This window comes from Gryllotalpicola koreensis (genome assembly GCF_039538185.1).
In the GTDB taxonomy this organism is placed as follows: domain Bacteria; phylum Actinomycetota; class Actinomycetes; order Actinomycetales; family Microbacteriaceae; genus Gryllotalpicola; species Gryllotalpicola koreensis.
In genome coordinates this window covers 717966-739596 of record NZ_BAABBW010000001.1, presented here as the reverse complement: position 1 = coordinate 739596, position 21631 = coordinate 717966, and the positions used below count along the sequence as shown (strand labels likewise).

The 21631-nt window shown below is 70.6% G+C and carries 21 protein-coding genes and 1 riboswitch; of the genes, 12 read left to right on the top strand and 9 right to left on the bottom strand.

Going from position 1 to position 21631, the window contains the following annotated elements; genetic code table 11:
- Both ABD708_RS03585 and ABD708_RS03580 read right to left on the bottom strand, forming a co-directional pair.
- Complete coding sequence (locus ABD708_RS03585; protein ID WP_344751910.1) at positions 1-933, bottom strand: ABC transporter ATP-binding protein; 933 nt, start codon at positions 931-933, stop codon at positions 1-3.
- A 110-nt stretch (positions 934-1043) separates the two neighbouring features.
- Positions 1044-2162: a PrsW family intramembrane metalloprotease gene (locus ABD708_RS03580; protein ID WP_344751909.1), complete on the bottom strand. Its 1119-nt coding sequence runs from the start codon at positions 2160-2162 to the stop codon at positions 1044-1046.
- Positions 2163-2197: 35 nt separating this feature from the next.
- On the opposite strand from ABD708_RS03580, the gene ABD708_RS03575 reads away from it, so the two are divergent.
- Both ABD708_RS03575 and ABD708_RS03570 read left to right on the top strand, forming a co-directional pair.
- Positions 2198-3526 (top strand): MATE family efflux transporter, encoded by a 1329-nt coding sequence (locus ABD708_RS03575; RefSeq protein ID WP_344751908.1) that lies wholly within the window; start codon positions 2198-2200, stop codon positions 3524-3526.
- A 156-nt stretch (positions 3527-3682) separates the two neighbouring features.
- Positions 3683-5080, top strand: coding sequence for a glucose-6-phosphate dehydrogenase (locus tag ABD708_RS03570; protein ID WP_344751907.1), 1398 nt, complete (start codon positions 3683-3685; stop codon positions 5078-5080).
- Here the strand turns inward: ABD708_RS03570 and ABD708_RS03565 are convergent.
- Complete coding sequence (locus tag ABD708_RS03565; protein WP_344751906.1) at positions 5064-6155, bottom strand: LacI family DNA-binding transcriptional regulator; 1092 nt, start codon at positions 6153-6155, stop codon at positions 5064-5066. The two genes, ABD708_RS03570 and ABD708_RS03565, sit on opposite strands and share 17 nt — an antisense overlap.
- Positions 6156-6285: 130 nt before the next feature.
- On the opposite strand from ABD708_RS03565, the gene ABD708_RS03560 reads away from it, so the two are divergent.
- From ABD708_RS03560 to crcB, 9 genes are all read left to right on the top strand, one after another.
- Positions 6286-7554, top strand: coding sequence for an MFS transporter (locus ABD708_RS03560; protein ID WP_344751905.1), 1269 nt, complete (start codon positions 6286-6288; stop codon positions 7552-7554).
- A 128-nt stretch (positions 7555-7682) separates the two neighbouring features.
- A complete protein-coding gene (gene nucS / locus ABD708_RS03555; protein ID WP_344751904.1) occupies positions 7683-8378 on the top strand; it encodes an endonuclease NucS in 696 nt (231 codons plus the stop codon).
- A complete protein-coding gene (locus tag ABD708_RS03550; RefSeq protein ID WP_344751903.1) occupies positions 8378-8794 on the top strand; it encodes an SseB family protein in 417 nt (138 codons plus the stop codon). The genes nucS and ABD708_RS03550 overlap by 1 nt, the downstream gene beginning before the upstream one ends.
- A gap of 80 nt (positions 8795-8874) precedes the next feature.
- Positions 8875-10578, top strand: coding sequence for a cell wall-binding repeat-containing protein (locus tag ABD708_RS03545; RefSeq protein WP_344751902.1), 1704 nt, complete (start codon positions 8875-8877; stop codon positions 10576-10578).
- Positions 10579-10696: 118 nt separating this feature from the next.
- The gene (locus tag ABD708_RS03540; RefSeq protein WP_344751901.1) at positions 10697-12601 is read left to right on the top strand and encodes a cell wall-binding repeat-containing protein; all 1905 of its coding nucleotides are present in this window, start codon (positions 10697-10699) and stop codon (positions 12599-12601) included.
- A gap of 23 nt (positions 12602-12624) precedes the next feature.
- On the top strand, positions 12625-13317 hold the full coding sequence (locus ABD708_RS03535; protein ID WP_344751900.1) for an HAD hydrolase-like protein: 693 nt from the start codon (positions 12625-12627) through the stop codon (positions 13315-13317).
- A gap of 27 nt (positions 13318-13344) precedes the next feature.
- A riboswitch (Fluoride riboswitch) is annotated at positions 13345-13419 on the top strand.
- A gap of 27 nt (positions 13420-13446) precedes the next feature.
- On the top strand, positions 13447-14028 hold the full coding sequence (locus tag ABD708_RS03530; protein ID WP_344751899.1) for a universal stress protein: 582 nt from the start codon (positions 13447-13449) through the stop codon (positions 14026-14028).
- Positions 14021-14596, top strand: coding sequence for a fluoride efflux transporter FluC (locus tag ABD708_RS03525; protein WP_344751898.1), 576 nt, complete (start codon positions 14021-14023; stop codon positions 14594-14596). The genes ABD708_RS03530 and ABD708_RS03525 overlap by 8 nt, the downstream gene beginning before the upstream one ends.
- Positions 14596-14964 carry a fluoride efflux transporter CrcB gene (crcB, locus tag ABD708_RS03520; protein WP_425553244.1) on the top strand — a complete coding sequence of 123 codons (369 nt, stop codon included), beginning with the start codon at positions 14596-14598 and terminating at the stop codon, positions 14962-14964. Before ABD708_RS03525 ends, crcB begins: the two co-directional genes overlap by 1 nt.
- Here the strand turns inward: crcB and ABD708_RS03515 are convergent.
- From ABD708_RS03515 to ABD708_RS03505, 3 genes are all read right to left on the bottom strand, one after another.
- The gene (locus ABD708_RS03515) at positions 14961-16358 is read right to left on the bottom strand and encodes an MFS transporter (protein WP_344751896.1); all 1398 of its coding nucleotides are present in this window, start codon (positions 16356-16358) and stop codon (positions 14961-14963) included. The genes crcB and ABD708_RS03515 overlap by 4 nt on opposite strands.
- Positions 16359-17162: an ABC transporter ATP-binding protein gene (locus ABD708_RS03510; protein WP_344751895.1), complete on the bottom strand. Its 804-nt coding sequence runs from the start codon at positions 17160-17162 to the stop codon at positions 16359-16361. It abuts the gene before it with no gap.
- A gap of 100 nt (positions 17163-17262) precedes the next feature.
- A complete protein-coding gene (locus ABD708_RS03505) occupies positions 17263-18540 on the bottom strand; it encodes an aspartate aminotransferase type Ic (protein ID WP_344751894.1) in 1278 nt (425 codons plus the stop codon).
- Positions 18541-18611: 71 nt separating this feature from the next.
- Between ABD708_RS03505 and ABD708_RS03500 the strand changes: the two genes are divergently transcribed.
- Positions 18612-18824, top strand: a complete 213-nt coding sequence (locus ABD708_RS03500) for a hypothetical protein (RefSeq protein WP_344751893.1) — start codon at positions 18612-18614, stop codon at positions 18822-18824.
- Here the strand turns inward: ABD708_RS03500 and ABD708_RS03495 are convergent.
- From ABD708_RS03495 to ABD708_RS03485, 3 genes are read right to left on the bottom strand one after another with little or no spacing between them, the layout of a single operon-like run.
- Complete coding sequence (locus tag ABD708_RS03495) at positions 18821-19150, bottom strand: GNAT family N-acetyltransferase (RefSeq protein ID WP_344751892.1); 330 nt, start codon at positions 19148-19150, stop codon at positions 18821-18823. The two genes, ABD708_RS03500 and ABD708_RS03495, sit on opposite strands and share 4 nt — an antisense overlap.
- A 29-nt stretch (positions 19151-19179) precedes the next feature.
- Positions 19180-19920: an MIP/aquaporin family protein gene (locus ABD708_RS03490; protein ID WP_344751891.1), complete on the bottom strand. Its 741-nt coding sequence runs from the start codon at positions 19918-19920 to the stop codon at positions 19180-19182.
- A 27-nt stretch (positions 19921-19947) separates the two neighbouring features.
- Entirely contained in the window at positions 19948-21537 is a 1590-nt protein-coding gene (locus ABD708_RS03485; protein ID WP_344751890.1) for a long-chain-fatty-acid--CoA ligase, read from the bottom strand.
- Between the last annotated feature and the right edge of the window lie 94 nt (positions 21538-21631).

The following is a 21631-nucleotide window of genomic DNA, read 5'->3' as shown; positions in this document are numbered from 1 at the left end:
CTACGCTTCCACCGGCGCGACGACATCGCCGTAGTGCCTGAGGAACAGCTCCTCAAGCGACGGCGGGGCGACCTGCAGGCCCTGCACGCCGAGGGCGCCGAGCTCGGGCAGGATGCCGGCCACCTGGTCGGAGTCCACCGTGAACGAGACGCGGCCAGACGCCTCGGCGAGGTCGTGCACGCCGGGCAGCGCGCGCAGTCGGGCATCGGTCAACCCGTCCCGTTCGAAGCTGAACGAGGTGCGCGTGAGATGCCTCAGCTCGGTCAGCGTGCCGCTCTCGACCACGCAGCCGGCGCGCACGATCGAGATGCGCGTGCACAGCTTCTCGACCTCGCTGAGGATGTGCGAGCTGAGCAGCACCGTGCCGCCCGCCTCGGCCGCGCGGCCGACCTGGCGGGTGAACACCGACTCCATCAGCGGGTCGAGGCCGCTCGTCGGCTCGTCGAAGATGTACAGCTCGGCCGGGTGCGCGAAGGCCGCGATCAGCGCGACCTTCTGCCGGTTGCCCTTGGAGTAGCTGCGGGCCTTCTTGCTCGGGTCGAACTGGAACTCGTCGATCAGGTCCGCGCGGGCTGTCGTGTAGGCGACAGACGTCGTGTCGCCGCCGCGCAGCCTGACGAGCAGGTCGATGGTCTCGCCGCCGGAGAGATTGGGCCACAGCGCGACATCGCCGGGGATCGTCGAGATGCGACGATGGAGAACGGATGCCTCACGCCACGGATCCCGCCCGAAGACGCGCGCCTCGCCGCCGCTCGCGCGCGCGAGCCCGAGCAGCACGCGGATCGTCGTCGACTTGCCCGCACCGTTGGGGCCGAGGTAGCCGTGCACCTCACCGGGGTGCACTGTGAGGTCGAGCCCGTCGAGGGCGTGGACGGAGCCGAAGTGCTTGACGAGGCCCCGCGTCTCGATGACCGGGGCGCTGTTGTCTGTCACGGCGGCGACTGTACGCCGTATTCACGTTTTTGTGAAGATTCAAAACCTGCTGACCCGGCTGCGGCCGCGAGTACGGACTCGATGCGGAAAAGCGAGCCCGTTGAGCGCGATTACTCCGTACTCGCGGGTTCGGCGGGTGCGGCGGGTGGGGTGGGCGGGGCGGGTGTGGCGCGAGCGAGGTCGCGGCGCTTGAGCGCCCGCGAGATCAGCAGCCACGCGAGGAAGGATGCGATCACATAGGCGGCGATCGTGAGCAGCGTGATGCCGCCGCCGAGGTACTGGTCATCGAAGCTGTCGACGGCGCTCGCCCCGAGGTCGAAGAGGCTGTGCGCGACGGCCACGGCGAGCCACGCCCCGACGGCGCCGAGCGTCAGGCGGTAGCGGCCGTTCCGCGCCACCGCGAAGGCCGCCGCCGTCGACATACCGGTGAGTACCGGGTGCAGGAACGGGCCGAGCAGCTGGCGCGTGATCGAGGTGCCGAGCACCCCGACGAGGCCGCTGCCGTGAGCGAGGCCGACCGACCACGCCGTCTCGAGGTAGCCCAGGTTCTCGACCGCGGCGAAGCCGATGCCCACGGCTGCGCCCACGAACAGCCCGACGCGGCCGTTCTTGACGGGCAGCGAGCGGCCGAGCACGAGCGCCGCGGCGAGTTTGCAGGATTCCTCGACCGCGCCGACCAGCACGAGGGTGAGCGTGCTGGGCGAGGCCGGGGTTCCGCCGCTGAACGCGTCGATGGTGCCGTTCGCCAGGCCGGCGGCCACCGCCGCCAGGAAGCCCGCGAGCAGCCCGCCGCCCACGAGCCGGCCGATCGAGAGGCCCCAGCGAGCGGGCACGCGGTACGCCATCGTGTACAGGAAGCCGGCGATGACGCAGCCGCTGCCGACCAGCAGCAGGATCGGGTCGAGCACGTCGTCGTCGCGCGGCGACGGGCGCTGCACGTCGCGCAGCAGCCACGCGACCAGGAACTCGAGACCGATGATGCCGATCGCGCCGAGCGCGATCCAGAGGCCGCCCCACGCCCCGAGCCACTTGCGCGGCGGCTTCGGGGGCTTCGGAGCCGCCGCGAGCGGCGAAGCCGCGGGCGCGGGGGGCTGCGGCGGGTACATCCGACGCCAGTCCTCGGGGTTCTGCGGGGGCTGCGGTCCGGGCTGCGGCTGAGGCCACTGCGGTTGCGGCGGCTGCCACGGCTGCTCGGGCGGCACCGGCACACGGTCGGGAGCGTCGGTCATGCTGGCATTCTTCCCGACCCTGCCAAGATCGAACGATGCCCGTGATAAAGGCGCGCGCCGCAGACCGCGAGATCCTCGCGCTCGCGGTGCCTGCGCTCGGCGCGCTCGTGGCCGAGCCGGTGTTCCTGCTCGTCGACAGCGCGCTCGTGGGCCACCTGGGCCGCGTGCCGCTCGCCGGGCTCGGTCTCGCGAGCGCCGTCATCCAGACGGTCGTCGGACTCATGGTCTTCCTCGCCTACGGCACGACGCCCGCCGTCGCGCGCCGGCTCGGCGCGGGCGACCGCCCGGGAGCGATCTCGCTCGGCGTCGACGGCACCTGGCTGGCGACAGCGCTCGGCCTGCTGCTGGGGGCGATCGGATTCCTCACCGCACCGCTTCTGGTGAGGCCGTTCGGCGCTGCGGGGGATGTCACGGCTCAGGCATCCGTCTATCTCCGCGTCGCCATGATCGGGCTGCCGGCCATGCTCATCGTCTTCGCCGCGACGGGCTTGCTGCGCGGGCTGCAGGACACGCGCACGCCCCTCGCCGTGGCGGTCGCCGGGTTCGTCGCGAATGCGGGACTGAACGGATTCCTCATCTACGGGCTGCACCTCGGCATGGTCGGCTCAGCCGTCGGCACGGACGTCGCGCAATGGGGCATGGTCGCGGCGTACATCGTCGTGATCCGGCGCAGGGCGCGGGCCGAGCACGCGTCGCTGCGGCCGCATGCGCGCGGAGTGCTCGGGGTGGCGGGCGCCGGTTGGTGGCTGCTCATCAGGACCGCCGCCCTGCGCGCCGCGCTGCTGCTCGCCACCTGGGCGGCGACCCGGCTCGGCTCGGTCGAGCTCGCGGGCTGGCAGCTCGTGATGACGGTGTTCACCACGATCGCGTTCGCGCTCGACGCGCTCGCGATCGCGGCGCAGGCGCTGATCGGGCACGGGCTCGGGGCAGCGGATGTCCCGCGGGTGCGCGCCGTGCTGCGGCGCTGCCTCCAGTGGGGAATCGGCGCAGGCGTCGCCCTCGGGGCGGTTGTGCTCGTCCTGTCGCCGTGGCTCGGGCACGTCTTCACGGGCGACGCGCGCGTGCTCGCGGTGCTGCCGGCCGGCGTGGTGCTGATCGCGATCGCGGCGCCGCTCGACGGCTACGTGTTCGTGCTCGACGGAGTGCTGATCGGGGCGGGCGACGCGCGCTACCTCGCCCTCACGGGGCTGCTCAATCTCGCGTGCTTCGTTCCGTGCGCGCTGCTCGTCGCCCGCTTCGCGGAGCCCGGTGTGCCGGGGTTCGCGCTGCTCACGGCATCCTTCGCCTTCGTCTATCTCGGCGCTCGCGCGGTCACGCTCGGCCTGCGCGCCCGCTCGCCCCGCTGGCTGGTCACGGGCGCCTAGCCCCTCTGCGCAAAACTCAGGGGCGATTTCCGCCCCGAGCCGGAATCCGCCCGATTCAGGCTCCAATCCAGCAATCTCCCCTGAGTTTTGGACGAGACCCCCGCAACCACCACCTGGGGCGTGCCGACCGGGGCGTGCGCGGGTACGTTCAGGGGCGTGGCCACGACGAAGAAGTCTGCGCAGTCCTCGCAAAAAACTGACGCAGCGACGCTGCTGATCCTGGGGGCGAGCGGTGATCTCGCCTCGCGCCTGCTGATGCCGGGCCTCGGCGGCCTGCTCACGGTGCAGCCCGAGCGCCGGGTGCAGCTCATCGGCTCAGGTGTCGAGACGTATACGGATGCCGAGTGGAAGGACCGCGTCACGACGGCCATGACGACGGGAAGCGCGAAGGGGCGCGCGGTCACCGATCTCGTGAAGCGCACGAGCTATCTCACTGCCGACGTCACGAAGCCCGCCGACCTGAAGAAGCTGCTGGCCGCGTGCGACAACCCGCCCGCCATCTACTTCGCGCTGCCCCCGGCGATCACCGCGAAGGCCTGCGACGCGCTGGTCGGGCTGCTGCCCGAGGGCACCCGGTTGGCGCTGGAGAAGCCGTTCGGCGTCGATGAGGCATCCGCTCACACCCTCAACCAGAAGCTCGCGACGCTCGTGCCTGAGGACCACGTCTTCCGCGTCGACCACTTCCTCGGCACGAGCGGGGTGCTCAACATCCTCGGAACGCGGTTCGCGAACCGCATCATCGAGCCGCTGCTCAACAGCATCCACGTCGCGTCGGTCGAGATCGTGTACGACGAGACGCTCGGCCTCGAGGGCCGCGCGCGCTACTACGACCACGCGGGCGCGCTCGTCGACATGATCCAGAGCCACCTGCTGCAGACGCTCGCGGTCGCCGCAATGGAACCGCCTGCGGCACTCGAGGCGAACGACGTGCGCGATCTCAAGGCGCTCGCACTGCGCGCGACGCGGCTGTGGGCGGACGACCCGACGAAGGCCTCCCGCCGCGCACGCTACACCGCCGGGACCATCGACGGCCGCACGCTGCCGGCGTACGTCGACGAGGACGGCGTCGACCCCGCGAACAACACGGAGACGCTCGCCGAGCTCACCGTCGAGGTGCGCAACAACCGCTGGGCGGGCGTGCCGTTCACCCTGCGCAGCGGAAAGGCGCTCGGTGCGAACCGGCACGAGATCGTCTTCACCTTCCGGCAGCCCGCGCACGTGCCCGAGCGCATTCGCGGCTCGGATCGCCCGAACCGCCTGCGCCTCGACCTCAAGACGCTCGAGATGACGCTCGAGCTCGACGTCAACGGGCCCGGCGACCCGTACACGATCGACCACGTCGAGCTGCGCGCGGAGCTCAATCCCGGCCAGCTGCCCGCCTACGGCGAGGTGCTCGCGGGGGTGCTCGAGGGCGACCCGATGCTCGCCGTGCGCGGCGACACCGCCGAGGACTGCTGGCGCCTCGTCGATCCCGTGCTGCAGGCGTGGAAGCAGGGCAAGGTGCCGCTCGAGGAGTACACGGCGGGGTCGGACGGGCCTACAGGCTGGGCTTAGCCGTCGTGTTCCCCTCGTGGAACTCGGACGTGAAGAGCTGCGTCTCGACGTCTTCCCCGGCGAGCATCGCCTTGATCGCCCGCCCGGCCGCGCGCCCCTTCTCGGCGGCGGGCTGCACGAGCGTCGTCAGGTCGTACGGCCACAGCCCGTCGACCTTGACCCCGTCGAACCCGATCACCGAGAGCTGCTGCGGCACGGGAATCCCCAGCTCCTCCGCCGCGCGGATCACCCCGGCGGCGAGCAGGTCGCTCTGCGCGATGATCGCGGTGGGGCGGGCGGATGCCTCCACGCTGAGCAGCTCGAGGGCGACGAGCCGCCCCTCCTCGACGTAGGAGCCCGCGCCGGTGTAGGCGGGCGCATCGGGGAAGACATCCCACGCACCGGCGAGGCGCTCGAGGGTCGTGGCAGCCGTTCCCCGGGCGATGCGCTCGCGTGTGACGGGCGCGCGCAGGTGCTCGCGATCGAGCGAGAGGGCCACGATGGCGACGCGCTCGTGCCCGAGCTCCTTGAGGTGCTCTGCACCGAGCCGGGTCGCCTCGCGGTTGTCCTGCAGGATCATCACGACGTCGTCGTCGCCCGGGTCGCCCTCGATGCCGACGACGGGAACGCCGCGGGCGCGCAGGGTGGCGATTGATTCCTCGAAGCGCGGGCTGCAGCCCATCAGCACCGCCGCGTCGATCGGGGCGTCACTGAGGGTGACGGGGGTCACCTCGTCAGCCCCCGCCTCGCCGGCCACCTCTGTGAGCACGAGCAGGCCCGCCTCGACCGACCCGATCTCCTCGGAGATGCCGTCGAGTGTCGCGATCTTGATAGGGTCGCGGAAGGCGTCGCGCACGCGCTCCTCGAGCACGACGCCGACGATGCCGCTGCGGCCACGGCGCAGCGAACGGGCGCGCGGGTCGGGGCCGGCGTAGTTGAGCTCGCGGGCCGCCTGCAGCACGCGCTCGCGCGTCGCGTCGGAGACGGGGCCGGTGCCGCTGAACGCGAGCGACGCCGTAGAGGCGCTCACGCCGGCGCGCGCCGCGACGGCGGCCAGCGTGGGGCGATGCTCCACAGGGTTGTCGACGGCGGTCACTCGGCTCTCCTTGTTGCTGCGTGTTGCCCTGCGCTCAGAGTTTCAGCTAGGTTAGCCGGACGATGCGCTCGAATCGATTCGAGTGCCGAATTCACAGCTTCCGCCCCGACCCTTTCAAGTGAGCAACACCGTGAGCACCGCCCCTTCGCGCACCCGCCCCCCGACCGCCCCCGAGCTGCGGAGATGGCGCAACGCGGTCTTCGTGATCTTCGGACTGAGCGGCGTGCTGCTCGCCAGCTTCGCGGCCAGGCTGCCGGCGGCGCGCGATGCGCTGAACGTGACGCCCGGCCAGATCAGCCTGCTGATCGTCTGCATCTCGCTCGGGGCGATCCTCGGCCTCGTCGCGGCGCCGCCCGTCGCCAACGCATTCGGCCAGCGCCGCGGCATGGCGAGCGCCCTCACCGTCGGTGCCGTCGGCCTCGCGCTGGCCGGCCTCGGTGCGACGCTGTGGGGGAACATTCCGCTGACGGTCGTCGGGCTCGTTCTGCTCGGCCTCGGAAACGGCGCGGTCGACGTCATGATGAACGTCTCGGGCGCGACCGTCGAGCGACGCATCGGCCGCACCCTGCTGCCCTTCATGCACGCGTGCTTCTCGATCGGCACCGTGGCGGGCGCGGCGATCGGAGCGGGGGCGGCCGCCGCGGGCATCCCGACCTGGCTGCATCTCGCGGTCATCGCCGTCGGCATCGCGGTCACCGCGATCATCGCCGTGCGGTTCGTGCCCGATCGCATCGAGGAGCCCCGCGAGCAGGCATCCACCGGCTCCTCTCCGCTGTCCAGGGGCGAGCGCTTCCGGCGCTCGGCCGTGGAGCGCGTCGTCGTCTGGCGTGACCTCACCCTCGTGATGATCGGCGTCGTGATGCTCGGCATGGCGTTCGCGGAAGGGTCGGCCAACGACTGGATCGCCCTGGCCGCCGTCGACGACCACGGCACCACGAAGGCCGCGGGCGCGCTCGTGCTCGACGTCTTCCTCGTCGCGATGACCCTCGGGCGCATCGCCGGCGGGCCGCTCGTCGACCGCATCGGGCGTGTCTGGGCGATCCGCATCACGGCGGGGCTCGGCGTCATCGGGCTGCTGATGTTCATCCTCGGCGGCAGCCCGGTCGTGTTCGTGATCGGTGCCGTGCTCTGGGGCCTCGGCGCCTCGCTGGGCTTCCCGCTCGGCATGTCGGCGGCCGCCGACGACGAGCGCAATGCCACCACCCGCGTTGCGGCGGTCGCGATGATCGGGTACCTCTCGTTCCTCGGCGGGCCGCCGGTGATCGGATTCCTCGCCGATCACGTCGGCATCCTGCACGCCCTCTTCGTGGTGCTCGCCCTGGTCGTCGCGGCGTTCTTCTGCGCCCCGGCGCTGGGGCACCGCAGCTACGTTCAGAGCGAGACGGGCGTGCAGCGCTGAGCCGCTAGAGCGGAAATGAGTCGCTAGAGCGGATACTTCTGCCGATCCTGTCCGTTTTATCGACTCATCTCCGCCTTTCAGGTCGATGGCGTGACGGTCTGAACGGTCGCCTCTCGTAAACTCGACGGGTGCGTTTGGTGATCGCGAACTGTTCCGTCGACTACGCCGGAAGGCTCTCGGCCCACCTGCCCCTCGCGACGCGGCTGCTCATGCTGAAGGCCGACGGCTCGCTGCTCGTGCACTCCGACGGCGGCTCGTACAAGCCGCTGAACTGGATGAGCCCGCCGTGCACGCTCACCGTCTCCGAGCCGAGCGATGAGCAGGCCTCAGCCGGCGTCACCCAGGTCTGGACGGTCGCCGCGACCAAGATCGACGACAAGCTGATCGTCTCGATCCACGACGTGCAGCACGACAGCGCGCACGAGCTCGGTGTCGACCCCGGCCTCGTGAAGGACGGCGTCGAGGCGCACCTGCAGAAGCTGCTCGCCGAGCAGATCGGCCTCTTGGGCGACGGGCACACGCTCGTGCGCCGCGAGTACATGACGGCGATCGGGCCGGTCGACATCCTGGCCAGGGATGCCTCGGGCCGGTCCGTCGCGGTGGAGCTGAAGCGCCGCGGCGACATCGACGGCGTCGAGCAGCTCACCCGCTACCTCGAGCTGATGAACCGCGACCCGCGCCTCGCACCCGTGACCGGGGTGTTCGCCGCGCAGGAGATCAAGCCGCAGGCGCGCACGCTCGCCGAGGACCGCGGCATCCGCTGCCTCGTGCTCGACTACGAGGCCATGAAGGGCGTCGATTCCGGCGTGCCGACGCTGTTCTGATGCGCGCGCCGAAATTCCCCCAGTCGTACGAGAACCGCGCTGTCGCGGTCGCGCTCGACCGGCTCGTCGAGACCCCCGGTGAGGAGACGCTCGCCGCCCTGCTCGACGCCGCCCTGCGCGGCGGACTCACCGTCGACGTGACCGGCTCGCCCTCCCCGCAGGACCTTCGGCTGCGCACCCTGCAGACCACCGACGGTCAGCAGGTGCTGCCCCTCTTCACCTCGATGAAAGAGCTGAAGGCGACGGCGGATGCCGCAGGTCTCGGCGGCTCGAAGGTGAACGGCATCATCGTCCCCGGCCGTCAGGCACTCGGCTTCATCGAGACCGCCGACTTCGTCGCCGTGCAGTTCGACCCGCGCAAACCGGGCGGCATCGTCGCCCGCGACCACGTGCTGCGGGCGCTGGGCGAAAAGTAGTTGTAGCGGATTCATAAGTTTCACCCCTAGGGTCTAGACGTCCGTCTTATCCGGGAGACGGTGTACTCGAAGGATCCGCCGTGCGCTCCACCGCCCGCCGCCGCACCGCCCTCTCTCTCGCCGTCGCCGCGGCGCTCGCCCTGGGCGCGTCGGCGCTCGTCGCCACGCCCGCGCAGGCGGCCACGACGCCGCCTCAGGGCGCGGCGATGTCGCTTCCGGACAGCGGCACCATCGGCGGTGTCGACGCCAGCAAGGCGGTCGACTGGTCGACCGCGCCGTCGAACACGCAGTTCGCCTACATCGAGGCGACCGTCAACGGCGCGCAGAACTCGAGCTTCTTCAGCAACTGGGCGGGAGCCACGCAGGCGGGGATCCCCCGCGGCGCGTATGCGTTCGGGCAGCCCAACAAGACCGCGTCGAACGGCGCCACGCAGGCCACGTATTTCTACAACCACGGCGCACAATTCAGCACAGCGAACAAGTTCTCGCTGCCACCCGTGCTCGATCTCGAGGAACAATCGGGCGCGACGACCAACGCCGCATCGTGCTGGAACCTCTCGGTCGCCCAGCAGCAGGATTGGGTGACCAGCTTCGTCACGACGTTCAAGTCGCTGAGCGGAATCGCCCCGGTCATCTACACCACCAGCTCGTACTGGAAGCAATGCGTCGGCAACCCGTTGACGCTCAACAAGTACCCGCTTTGGGTGGCCGATGTCGACTCCGGCACGCTCGGGAGCCCGGGCTTCGGCGGTGCGACCGCCTGGAAGTTCCGTCAGTTCGACATCACCTCCAGCAGCAGCTTCGACTACGACGAGTTCCACGGCACGCTCGCTCAGCTGCAGGCCCTCGGCACGCCGCGTATCGCCGGCCCGCAGCGCTGGGACACCGGCGCCATGGCCTCCACGTACTTCCCCGCCGGCACCTCGACCGTCTACGTCGCGAGCGGCGCGAACTTCCCTGACGCCCTCTCGGCGGGTGCTGCGGCCGGCAAGGCCGGCGCACCCGTCCTGCTGGTGAACCAGAACTCGGTGGCGGCGAGCGTGATCCAGGCGCTGCAGTACCTCAAGCCGACGAACATCGTGGTCGTGGGCGGCACGACCGCCGTCTCGAGCGCCGACTCCAGCACCCTCGCGAAGTACGGGCACGTGACGCGCGTCTCCGGCGCCGACCGCTTCGCGACCAGCTCGCAGATCGCCACGAGCTCCTTCCCGGCGGGCGTCAAGAACGCGTACATCGCCGTCGGCGCCAACTGGCCCGACGCCCTCTCGGGCTCGGCACTCGCCGCATCGCAGGCCGGAAGCGGCCCGATGCTGCTCGTCCAGGGGACGACGATCCCGGCATCCGTCGCCAGTGCGCTCGCCAAGCTGAAGCCGCAGCACATCACGATCCTCGGCGGCACGGCCGCGGTCAGCCAGGGCGTGCAGAACGCGCTTGCGAGCTACACGGCGGGCAAGACGGCGTCGGCGGTGACGCGCATCTCGGGCGCCGACCGCTTCGCCACGAGCGCCACCATCGCGGCCAAACTCGCGTCGATCGCGGGATCGGCGTGGGACAAGTCGGTGTACGTCGCCTCTGGAACGAACTTCCCCGACGCGCTCGTCGGCGCGCCGACCGCCGCGCTGACCTCGTCGCCGGTACTCCTCACGATGCCGACCAGCCTCTCGTCGTCGACGAGTGCCGAGATCACGAAGCTGGGCGCGACCTCCTTCGCGATCATGGGCGGTCCGGCCTCCGTGGGAGCCGCCGTGCAGTCGTCGCTGAACTCGATCGCGAAAGCGAAATAAGACCGGTTCGGGGATTCCGGACACTTCGGTCGTTCTCCCCCCGTTCGCGGGCGAGGCGGGTTAGCGTCGTGCCGAAGGCCGGTCCCCGACACCCCGGCACCTACCGAGAGGAATCCTCGTGCGCCTCGCGAGCCGAACCCTCACCGCTCTGACGGCGAGCGCACTGCTCGCGGCCGGAATCCTGACCGCCGAGCTGCCCGCGCAGGCCGAGACGGGCGGCGCAGCCGCCGCGACCACGACGGATGCCTCGGGCCAGTGCGCCCCGAGCGGCGACGGCACCACGCCGAGCCGCGCGGTGCAGGACGCCTGCAACGACCACGCCATGGGGTCGTCGCTCGAAGCGCAGGCCACGCCCGCCGCCTCACCCCAGCTGCGCTCGGCGGCCGCGGCGCCCGCCGCCGGCGCGAGCCCGTCGTCGGGCTTCCTCAAGGGCTTCGACGTCAGCGGCTGGCAGGGGGCGACCCCCGACTGGTCGGGCCTCGCTGCGAAGGGCTACAAGTTCGTCTTCATCAAGGCGAACGAGGCGACCGGGGTCTACAACGACTACTTCCCGCAGCAGTGGGTCGACGCCGGCGCGGCCGGGCTCATCCGCGGGGTGTACGACTTCGCGCGCCCCGACCTCGTCAGCGGCGCGGCCGAGGCCAACGCCTTCTACCAGAACGGCGCGGCGATGGCGGCCGGCGACGCCGGCACCCTGCCGCCCGTCATCGACCTCGAGACACCGTCGGCGGGCACCCCGGCCTGCTCGAACCTCAGCCAGAGCGGCATGGTGTCGTGGATCTCGAGCTACATCTCCACGCTGACCTCGCTGACGGGCCGGCAGCCGCTCATCTACTCGAACGCAAACTGGTGGAGCACCTGCACCGGCAACACCACCGCCTTCGCGAGCCGAGCCAAGCTGTGGATCGCGAACTGGGTCACCGGCGTGACGAACCCGACGCCGTTCCCTGGCTGGAGCAGCTGGACGTTCTGGCAGTACAGCGACGCGCTCACCGACAACCCCACCGGCGGTGACATCGACGTGTTCAACGGCTCGGCGCTGAGCGCGCTGCAGTCCGTCGCGCGGTACCCCCGGCTGTCGGGAACGGACCGATTCGCCACGAGCGCGAGCATCGGGCAGAACTTCCTCACCGCGGCGAGAACGGGAACAACGACTCCGACTCCGGGCGGGACGGTGTACGTCGCGAACGGCTGGTCCTTCCCCGACGCGCTCTCCGGCGGAGCGGCGGCGGGACTCGTCAACGCGCCGATCCTGCTCGTGAGCGCGACGTCGATCCCGACGACGGTCCGCAGGGAGATCACGGCGCTCTCGCCGACGAACATCGTGATCCTCGGCGGCACCACCTCGGTCAGCTCCTCGGTGTCTTCAGCGCTCGTCGGCCTGACGAAGTCGAAGTCCGCCTCCGCCGTCACCCGCATCGGCGGAGCCGATCGCTTCGCGACGAGCGCCGCGGTCGCGACCTCGAAGTTCTCGCCGGGCGTCGCCAACCTCTACATCGCCTCCGGAGCGACCTGGCCTGACGCGCTCTCCGGTGCGGCCGCCTCTGCCGCCGCCTCGACGAGCGGCCCGATCCTGCTCGTCCAACCCGGTTCGATCCCGGCTGCGACGGCCGCCGCGCTGACCACGCTCAAGCCGAAGAAGATCACGATTCTCGGCGGCCCCACCGCGGTGTCCGCGGGCGTGGCGAGCCAGCTCGCGAAGTACACCACGAGTACCGTCGCGCGGCTCTCGGGCGCGGACCGCTTCGCCACGAGCGCCGCGATCGCCACCTCGAAGTTCCCGGTCGGCGTCTCGGTCGCCTACGTGGTCTCCGGCGTCGACTTCCCCGACGCCCTGTCCGCTGCCCCGCTCTCTGCGCTGACGGCCGGCGCGCCCGTGCTCCTCACGCAACGCACGACGATCCCCTCGTCGGTGAGCGCCGCTCTGAAGACGCTCAAGCCGAAGTCGATCATCGTCATCGGCGGGTCGGCCTCGGTCGCGGCATCCGTTCAAAGCGCGCTCGCGTCGTACGTCGTTCAGTGACGTCCCCCTACACTGTTCTGGCTATGACTTTCGAAACCTCAGAGGTTCTCCGCAGCTGGAGCTGCGTGCTGTTCGACCTCGACGGCACCCTCACCGACTCCGCGCCCGGCATCATGCGCTCGCTCGAGCGCATGTTCGAGGCCATCGGTCGGCCCGTGCACACGGAGGACGAGCTGAAGGCCTACGTCGGGCCGCCGCTCGTCACGGCGCTGCGTGCCCGCGAGGACTTCACCGAGGCCGAGGCGGCGCACGCCCTCGAGGTGTACCGCGGCTTCGCCGAGGAATCCGATCTCGTCGACAACGCCGTGTTCCCCGGCATCCTGGGCCTGCTGCAGTCGCTCCAGGCCGACGGCGTTCCGGTCGCGACGGCGACGAGCAAGCCGACGAGCCGCGCCCGCCGCATTCTCGACCACTTCGGGCTCACCGAGTACTTCACCTTCATCGGCGGCGCGAGCGATGACGAGACCCGCGCCGAGAAGGCCGACGTGATCGCCTACACACTCGCGGAGCTCGAGAAGCTCGGCGTCGACACCTCGCGGCCGGTGATGGTCGGCGACCGCTTCTACGACGTCGAGGGCGCGAGCGCCAACGACGTGCCGACGATCATGGTCGAGTGGGGCTACGGCTCGCCGGCCGAGGCGAAGGGGGCGCTGGCTGTCGTGCACTCGATCGACCAGCTGCGCTCGCTGCTGCTCGGGCAGGCCCTCGCGGCGTAGTTCCGTCTGAGGCGCTGCCTCACTAGTATCGAGATCGGCGATGGATCCCGCCGGAGTCCGACGACTCGAAGCGCCTGCCTGGCTGATGGTTCCTGCCTTAAGGTTGTTGAACGATAGGGCAGGTGTGTCATGCGCAACGCTCGCTCCGGACCGGTGGTGGTCGGCCTGTCGGCCGGCACCCCCGACCGCGTTCTCGATGAGGCCGTCGCGATCGCGCGCGACCTCGGTGCGCCGCTCGCATGCGTCTACGTCGATGAGACCCGCGTTCCGATCGGCGAGGCGCCCGGCGGCCGGGTCGTGACCGCGCCCGTCGTCGCCGCCGATCACAACCAGCCGGAGGGAGAGAAGCTGCGCCCCGAGCTCGCGACGATCGCCGACCGGGTCGTCGCTCGCGCCGCGCCGGCGAACGTCACGGTCACCCACCACGTGCGCGCGGGCGACACCGTCACAGCCCTCGCGCGCTTCGCCGTCGACCGCGACGCGCGCCTGATCGTCGTCGGCACCCGGCCGCCCGGCGTGCGCGCCTCCCTGTCGCTGCTGCTCGCGGGTCCCGTCGCCTCGCGCCTCGCGCGCCGCCAGCCGGTTCCCGTGCTCGTCGTGCCGCTGCATGGGCGCTCGCCCCTGCCGACGGCGATGCAGAACCGGGTGACGGATGCCGGAACCGAGGTCCCCGACCCCGCCGACGTGCTCTTCGGGGAGGGGCATGCCTAGCTCCCCCCTGCACCTGCGCCCCCTGCCCGTGCTGCTCGTGTTCCTCGGCGGAGCCGCGGGGACCGTCTCGCGCTACCTGCTCAGCCTCGTGATCCCGACCGTGGGCGGCTTCCCGCTCGCGACCTTCGCGATCAACCTGGTCGGCGCGTTCGTGCTCGGCCTGCTGCTCGAGGGGCTGCTGCGCGGCGGCAACGACGTCGGCTGGCGGCAGCGCGTGCGGCTGCTGTTCGCCCCCGGGTTCCTCGGCGGCTTCACGACCTACAGCTCGCTGTGCGTCGAGAGCGTGCTGCTGACCGAGAACGGGCAGTACGTCACGGGCGGCGGCTACGCCGTCGCGTCGCTGCTGCTCGGCATCGCCGCCGCGGCTGCGGGCGTGTGGGTCGCGGCGAACGTCTTCCGGGTGCCTGAGGTGATGCCGGGGTCCGAGCACTCGAGCGTCACATCGACGCAGATCCTGCACATCGCGCAGCCGGCGGCCACGGCAGAGCCCGGGGCCGTGGCCTCGTCGGGCGCGGTCGACGCCGATATCGAACGGCTCGGCGACGACACCGAGGGCGGCATCCGTTGATCATCGCTCTCCTGGTCGCCGGGGCGGGCGGCGTCGGCGCGGTCTCGCGCTTCGTGCTCGACGGACTGATCCGCTCACGCGTGACCTCGCTCGTGCCGGCCGGAACCTTCGTCATCAACGTCTCGGGCTCGCTGCTGCTCGGCTTCGTCACGGGGCTCGTGCTCGTCGGTGCCGAGCCGGCCGACTTCCGTGTCGTGCTGGGTACCGGATTCCTCGGCGGCTATACGACCTTCTCGACGGCCATGATCGAGACCGTGCGGCTGCTGCAGCAGCGCCGCTGGGTGGCCGCCGGCGCGAACGGCGTCCTGATGCTGCTGCTCGGCCTCGGCGCCGCCGTGCTCGGCATCTTCCTCGGCACGCTGATCTAGCGAGCGGTCGCGCTCACTCCGGCCTGGCGCGGCAGAGACAGCGCCTCGAAGAGCGGGATGAGCAGCAGCGCGGCGGCCCCCACGAAGGCCCAGCGGTAGCCGAGCCAGTCGCCGTCGTGGGTGACGGATGCCGCGAGCGAGCCGCCCAGCCGCACGAGAAGGGCCGCCACCGCGATGCCGAGACCTGCGGCGACCTGCTGCATCGTCGACGCGAGCGTGTTCGCGCCGTTCGTGAGCGCGGGCGGCACATCGACGAACTGGATCGTGTTGTAGCCGCTGAAGCCGATCGAGCGGAACGCTCCGCTCGCAACGAGCAGCACGACCGTCACCACGACGGGCGTCGTCGCGTCCACGAGGGCGAGCAGCAGCAGGATCGCGGCCCCGATGATGTTCGACCACACGATCACCGTGCGGAACCCGAAGCGCTTGATGAGCGGCGTGGTCGCCGGTTTGATGCCGAGGTTGCCGACGAAGAGGGCGATCACGATGAGGCCGGCCTGCGCCGCCGACCAGCCGAAGCCCGACTGGAACAGCAGGGTGACGAGGAACGGCACGGCCCCGATCATCAGGCGGTAGACCCCGCCACCTGCATTCCCCGCGCGGAATGTGCGGATGCGCAGTGCCGAGAAGTCGAGCACGGGGTGGTCCGCGCGTCGGGTGCGCCACCAGAATAGGCATCCGCTCGCCGCACTCACCGCGAGCGCCGCGGCGACCACCGCCCAATCGGTCACGGTCTCGCCCACCAGCTCGCCCGCCATCACCAGCGCGCCCAGCGCGACCGCGATGAAGGCCAGCCCCGACCAGTCGAGCGGCACCGGGCGCAGCTCGTCGGCTCTCGGCACAAGCATCAGTGCGGCGATCAGGGTGGCGATGCCGATGGGCACGTTGATCAGGAAGATCCAGCGCCAGCCGACGGTGTCGGCCAGCACGCCGCCGACAGCGGGCGCGATCACGGGGGCCAGAAGCGCCGGCCACGTGAGGTAGGCCATCGCGTCGAGCAGGTCGCGCGGCTCGATGGAGCGCAGCACCGCGAGCCGGCCGACGGGCACCATCATCGCGCCGCCGATGCCCTGCAGCACCCGGAAGACGCAGAGCCAGAAGAGGTCCGGTGCGAAGGCGCACAGAACGGATGCCGCGCCGAAGACGATGATCGCCGTGAGATAGACGCGGCGGGTGCCGAAGCGGTCGGCGAGCCATCCCGTTGCGGGAATGCACACCGCCAGCGCGAGCAGGTATGCCGTCATCGCGAGGTTGATGTCGGTCGCACGCACGCCGAAGTCCCGGGCGATCGCGGGCGCCGCCGTCTGGATCACGGTGGCGTCGAGGAACTCCATGAACGCCGTGACCGCGACGAGCAGCGCCAGGCCGCGGTTGAAGCTCGCGCTCGGAGCCATCTATGCCTGCGGAGGCATGCGTCGAGTGCGAACGGCCCATCGACCCTCGGTGCGGGTGATCGTGACCGGGTAGTCCAGCGTCTCGGAGACCAGCTTGGTGGTGAGCACCTCGTCGGCCGCGCCCTGGGCGATCACCGTGCCGTCGCGTAGCAGCATCGCGTGCGTCGTCGAGGCGGGCAGTTCTTCGAGATGGTGGGTGACAAGAACGGATGCCAGATCGGGGTGCTGCTCGCGCAGCTGGTCGATCCGGTCGAGCAGTTGCTCGCGTGCCGCGATGTCGAGGCCCGTCGAGGGCTCGTCGAGCAGCAGCACGTGCGGGTCGGACTGCAGCGCGCGGGCGATCAGAGTGCGGCCGCGCTCCCCTTGGGAGAGGTTCGGCCAGCGGGCATCCGCCAGTGCGCCCATGCCGAGCAGTTCGAGCAGGTAGTCGGCGCGCTCGAGCTCGGCCTCGCTCGGCGACCAGCGCATCGGCAGCTCGGTGCCGCCCGTGCCGCCGGTCAGCACGACCTCGCGCGCGGTCAACGGGTTCATCAGCGAGTGCCGCGGGTTCACATGCCCGATGAGGGTGCGCAACTCGCGCAGGTCGACGCGGCCGAGCCGCTTGCCGAGCACCTCGACGGTTCCGCGGGTGGGGTGCTGCACCGCGCCGAGCAGCGACAGCAGCGTCGACTTGCCCGCACCGTTCGCCCCGATGAGCGCCCAGTGCTGCCCCCGCTCGACCTTGAGATCGATGTGGTCGAGGATCGCCCGCCCGTCTCGCACGAAATCGACGCCGACGACGGACAGGACGGGGGTGCTGCTCACCCTCTTACGCTATCCGCCCTCCGATGGTCGAGTAACGCCGCAGGCGTGTATCGAGACCCCTTCTCCCGCGAGAGGGGTCTCGATACGCCGGCGTCGCCGGCTACTCGACCGGCGGTAGCGCGGAGCGCTCAGCCTCTGCGAGCAGCAGCGCCGTGCAGAAGGCCTCGAGGCCGGCGGTGAGATCCTCGATCGTGGGGAAGGTCGGGGCGATGCGGATCACCGCGTCCTCCGGGTCGTCGAGGTACGGGTGCGTGGAGCCCGCGGGTGTGATCGCCACGCCCGCCTCCGCGGCGAGCGCGATCGCGCGCTTCGCGACGCCCGGCGAGACTGTCAGCGTCACGAAGTAGCCGCCCTTCGGGTCGCCCCAGCTACCCACGCCGAACGGGGCGAGGCGGCGCTCGAACACCTCCTGCACGGCGGCGAACTTCGGCGCGACGAGGGCGCGGTGCTTCTCCATGTGGGCGAGGACGCCCTCCGCCGTCTCAAGCAGCCGCACGTGGCGCAGCTGGTTGAGCTTGTCGGGCCCGATCGACTGGAACGCCGCCCACTTCGAGTACCACCGGACGTTGTCGGGCGACGAGCCGAAGAACGCCACCCCCGAGCCCGGGTAGGTCACCTTCGACGTCGAGGCGAAGACGAAGACCCGGTCAGGGTGCCCCGCCTCAGCGGCGAGCGACAGGATGTCGATCGGCTCCGGCCGCCAGTCGGTGAGGTGGTGCACGGCGTAGGCGTTGTCCCACATGATGCGGAAGTCGTCGGCCGCCTCGAGCGAGGCGAGCTCACGGGCGACGCTTTCCGAGTACACGGCGCCGGTCGGATTCGAGTACACCGGCACGCACCAGATGCCCTTCACCGTCGGGTCGACCGCGATCGCCGCCTTCACCGCGGCGATGTCAGGGCCGTCCTCATTCATCGGCACCGGGATCATCCGCACACCGAGCGCCTCGGTGATCGCGAAGTGCCGGTCGTAGCCGGGAACGGGGCAGAGGAACGACACCGTCTCCTCCCGCACCCAGGGCCGCGCCGAGCCGGGAACGCCGTGCAGCATCGCGAAGGTCAGCACGTCGTGCATCAGCGTCAGCGAGGAGTTCCCGAGCGCGAGCAGCTGGGGCACCGGGATCTGCAGCAGCTCGGAGTAGATCGCGCGCAGCTCGGGGAGTCCGTTCGGGCCGCCGTAGTTGCGCAGGTCGGCGCCTGCGGCATCCGTATATTCACCGTCACCCGGCAGCGTGAGCAGCGCGTCTGACAGGGCGAGCTGATCGGCCGACGGCTTGCCGCGCGTGAGGTCGAGCTTCAGCCCGCGCGCCTTCAGCTCGTCGTACGCCGACTGGAACTCGGCGAGGTGGTCGGTCAGGGTGCCGGTCGCGGTGGTGCTCACACGGAGAAGATTACCGGTGCGCGCCCGGGCGCGGCGGTGTGAACGGATGCCTGCGCGGGTACGAGCCGCTCATGAGTGATCAGGACGACACGCGCCCCTTCGACGTCGACGACCTCGATGATGAGGTCGACGAACTCGACGAGCTCGATGGCGAGATCGACGAGGCGGCGGACGATCTGAAGAAGGATGCCGACGAGGACGAGCTTCCCGACGCGCTGCCGCGTGGCATGCCGCCGGGCAGCGCCGCCGAGCTCGACGAGGAGCCCGAGCGGCGGGAGCCCTAGGAGGCCGAGCGGGCCCGCACCGCCTCGAGGATCGCGGGGGTCGGTTGGTCGACGAGCTCGTCCCAGTCGTGGTTCTTCTCGAGGAAGCCCGTCACATACGGGCAGAAGTTGACCAGGCGTTTGCCCTGCGCGCGCACGTCGTCGAGGGCCGCTCGCACAAGCTGACCGGCGAGTCCGCGGCCGCCGAATTCCGGACTGACCTCGGTGTGCAGGAACACGCGGCGAGACCCCTGGTCGACGTATTCGAGGAACCCGGCATCCGTCTCGTCGATCGCGATCACATAGCGCGAGCCGGTGTCGCGCACGGTGGTGGCGCTGTCGTCCATGCGGCGAGCTTACGACGGGACGCGGGCGGCTACAGCAGCGGGCCGGCCGCGAGGCCGCCGAGCAGACCGCCGATGAGCGGGGCGAGGATCGGGATCCACGCGTAGCTCCAGTTCGACGGGCCCTTGCCCGCGATCGGCACGAGCTGGTGCACGAGGCGCGGCATGAGGTCGCGCACCGGATTGAGCGCCGCCCCGGTCGGGCCGCCGAGCGACGCGATCAGTCCGATGATCAGGAACGCGATGGGCAGCGCGCCGAGCGAGGCGAGACCCGTCGTCGGGCCGTGCTCGCCGAACGCGAGGGCCACGAACACGAGCACGAAGGTTCCCGCCGACTCGCACAGGCCGTTCCATACCCACCCGCGGATCGCGGGCGACGTCGCGAACACGCCGAACTTCGCCGTCGGCTCCGGGTGGTCGTCGAGCTGCTGCCGGTAGACGAGCCAGACCGCGAACGCGCCGACGAAGCCCCCGACGAACTGCGCGACGATGTAGCCGAGCACGTTCTGTAGATCGACCGCCACGCCCGGCGCGAACTCGTGCGCCCCGCTCAGGACGATACCGAGCGTGACCGCCGGGTTGAGGTTCGCACCCGACTTGGTGGCGACCGTCACGCCAAGGAAGACGGCGAGCCCCCAGCCGAGGCTGATCAGGGTCCAGTCCGAGCCGAAGCCCTTCGACTTCCGTAAGGACGCGTTCGCACTCACCCCGCAGCCGAGCAGCAGCATCAGGGCGGTCCCAACGGACTCGGAGAGGTATGCGGCCAGGGGCATACCGCTAATCGTGGCGCATGGCAGGGCCTATGCGGGCTGCTGTGTGTGCGCCTGCTCCCATTCGGCCACGAGCACACGCTTCAGCACCTTGCCAGAGGGCCCGAGCGGCAGGGCGTCCACGATCTCGACGTGCCGCGGGTACTTGAACGGCGCCACCTTCTCCTTCACGAACTCGATCAGCTCTGCCGGATCGACGGATGCCCCCGGCATCAGTGTCACCGCGGCGACGATCTCCTGCTGGTGGACGGGGTCGGGCACGCCGTAGACCGCGCAGCCCGACACCGCGTCGTGCCGTGCGAGCACTTCCTCGACCTCGCGCGGGTACACGTTGTATCCGTTGCGCACGATCATGTCCTTCTTGCGGTCGACGATCGTGACGTAGTCGTCCTCGGTCATCGTGCCGAGATCGCCCGTGCGGAACCAGCCGTCGACGACGGCTTCCGCGTCGGCATCCGGCCGGTTCAGATAGCCCTGGAACACGTTGTGGCCGCGCACGCAGATCTCGCCCAGCTCGCCGCGCGGCAGCTCGACGATGCGATCATCGAGCTCGGCGTCGGCGATGATCACCTCCGTGCCCCAGATCGGCTGCCCGATCGTGCCGGGCCGCGGCGCCTTGCCGAAGTGGTTGAAGGTCGCGACCGGGCTCGTCTCGGTGAGGCCGTAGCCCTCGTGCACCGCGATGCCGAACTCCTCGGACATCCGCCCGATCACCGCCACCGGGATCGCCGCCCCGCCCGACAGCCCGTAGCGCAGCGGCGGCCGCTCGGGGTTCGCCTTCGCCGCCTCGAGCAGGGCGATATACATCGTCGGCACGCCCGTCATGATCGTGCAGCGATGCGCGTTGAGCAGGGCGAGCGCAGTGGCGCCGTCGAATTTGGGGACGAGGACGACGGATGCCCCGCGCCGGAAGGCCACATTCATGACGCACATCTGGCCGAAGGTGTGGAACAGCGGCAGGCAGCCGAGCACGACGTCGTCCTCGCGCACGTCGATCGCGCCCGCGAGCAGCGTGTTGACGTGCTCGACGAGCGAGAAGTGCGAACCGCGGGCGCCCTTCGGCTTGCCCGTCGTGCCGCTCGTGTACAGGATCGTCGCCGTCGCCGTCGGCGGCAGGAACTCGTAGTGCTCGATCGGCTCGGCGTCCTTCGCGAGGTCCTCGAGGCGGGGGAACGGCGCCTCGGCGAGCTTGTCGTCCGGCACGAGCACCGAGAGCAGCGGCACGTTCGCGAGTGCGGCGCCCTTCGCGCCCTCCGCGAGCAGCGGCGCGGCGACGATGAACCGGCTCGCTCCGGAATCGGTCAGCACATACGCGATCTCCTCGGCCTTGAGCAGCGCGTGCACCGGTACGACGATCGCGCCAAGGCTCAGGATCGCGAAGTACGCGCGCGGGAAGTCCGGCACGTTGGGCAGCAGCACGGCGACCCGGTCGCCTCGCGTGACGCCGAGATCGCGCAGCGCGCCGGCGTACTGCTTCGTCTCAGTCCAGAGCCGGCTATAGCTGATGTGATCGGCGCCGAAGATGAGCGCGATGTTCTCGGGTTCGCGCTTCGCGCTCTCGGCGAGGATGGCCGCCAGGTTGACCGTGGCGAATCCGGGTTGCTGGTCGATATCGGGCATTGTTGACCTCTTTCGTCTTCATTGACGAGTCGTTGCTGGGATCGTAGTACGGGGCGCGCGAGCGGATGCCCCGGCCGGGGTGTTCTCGGCCGGC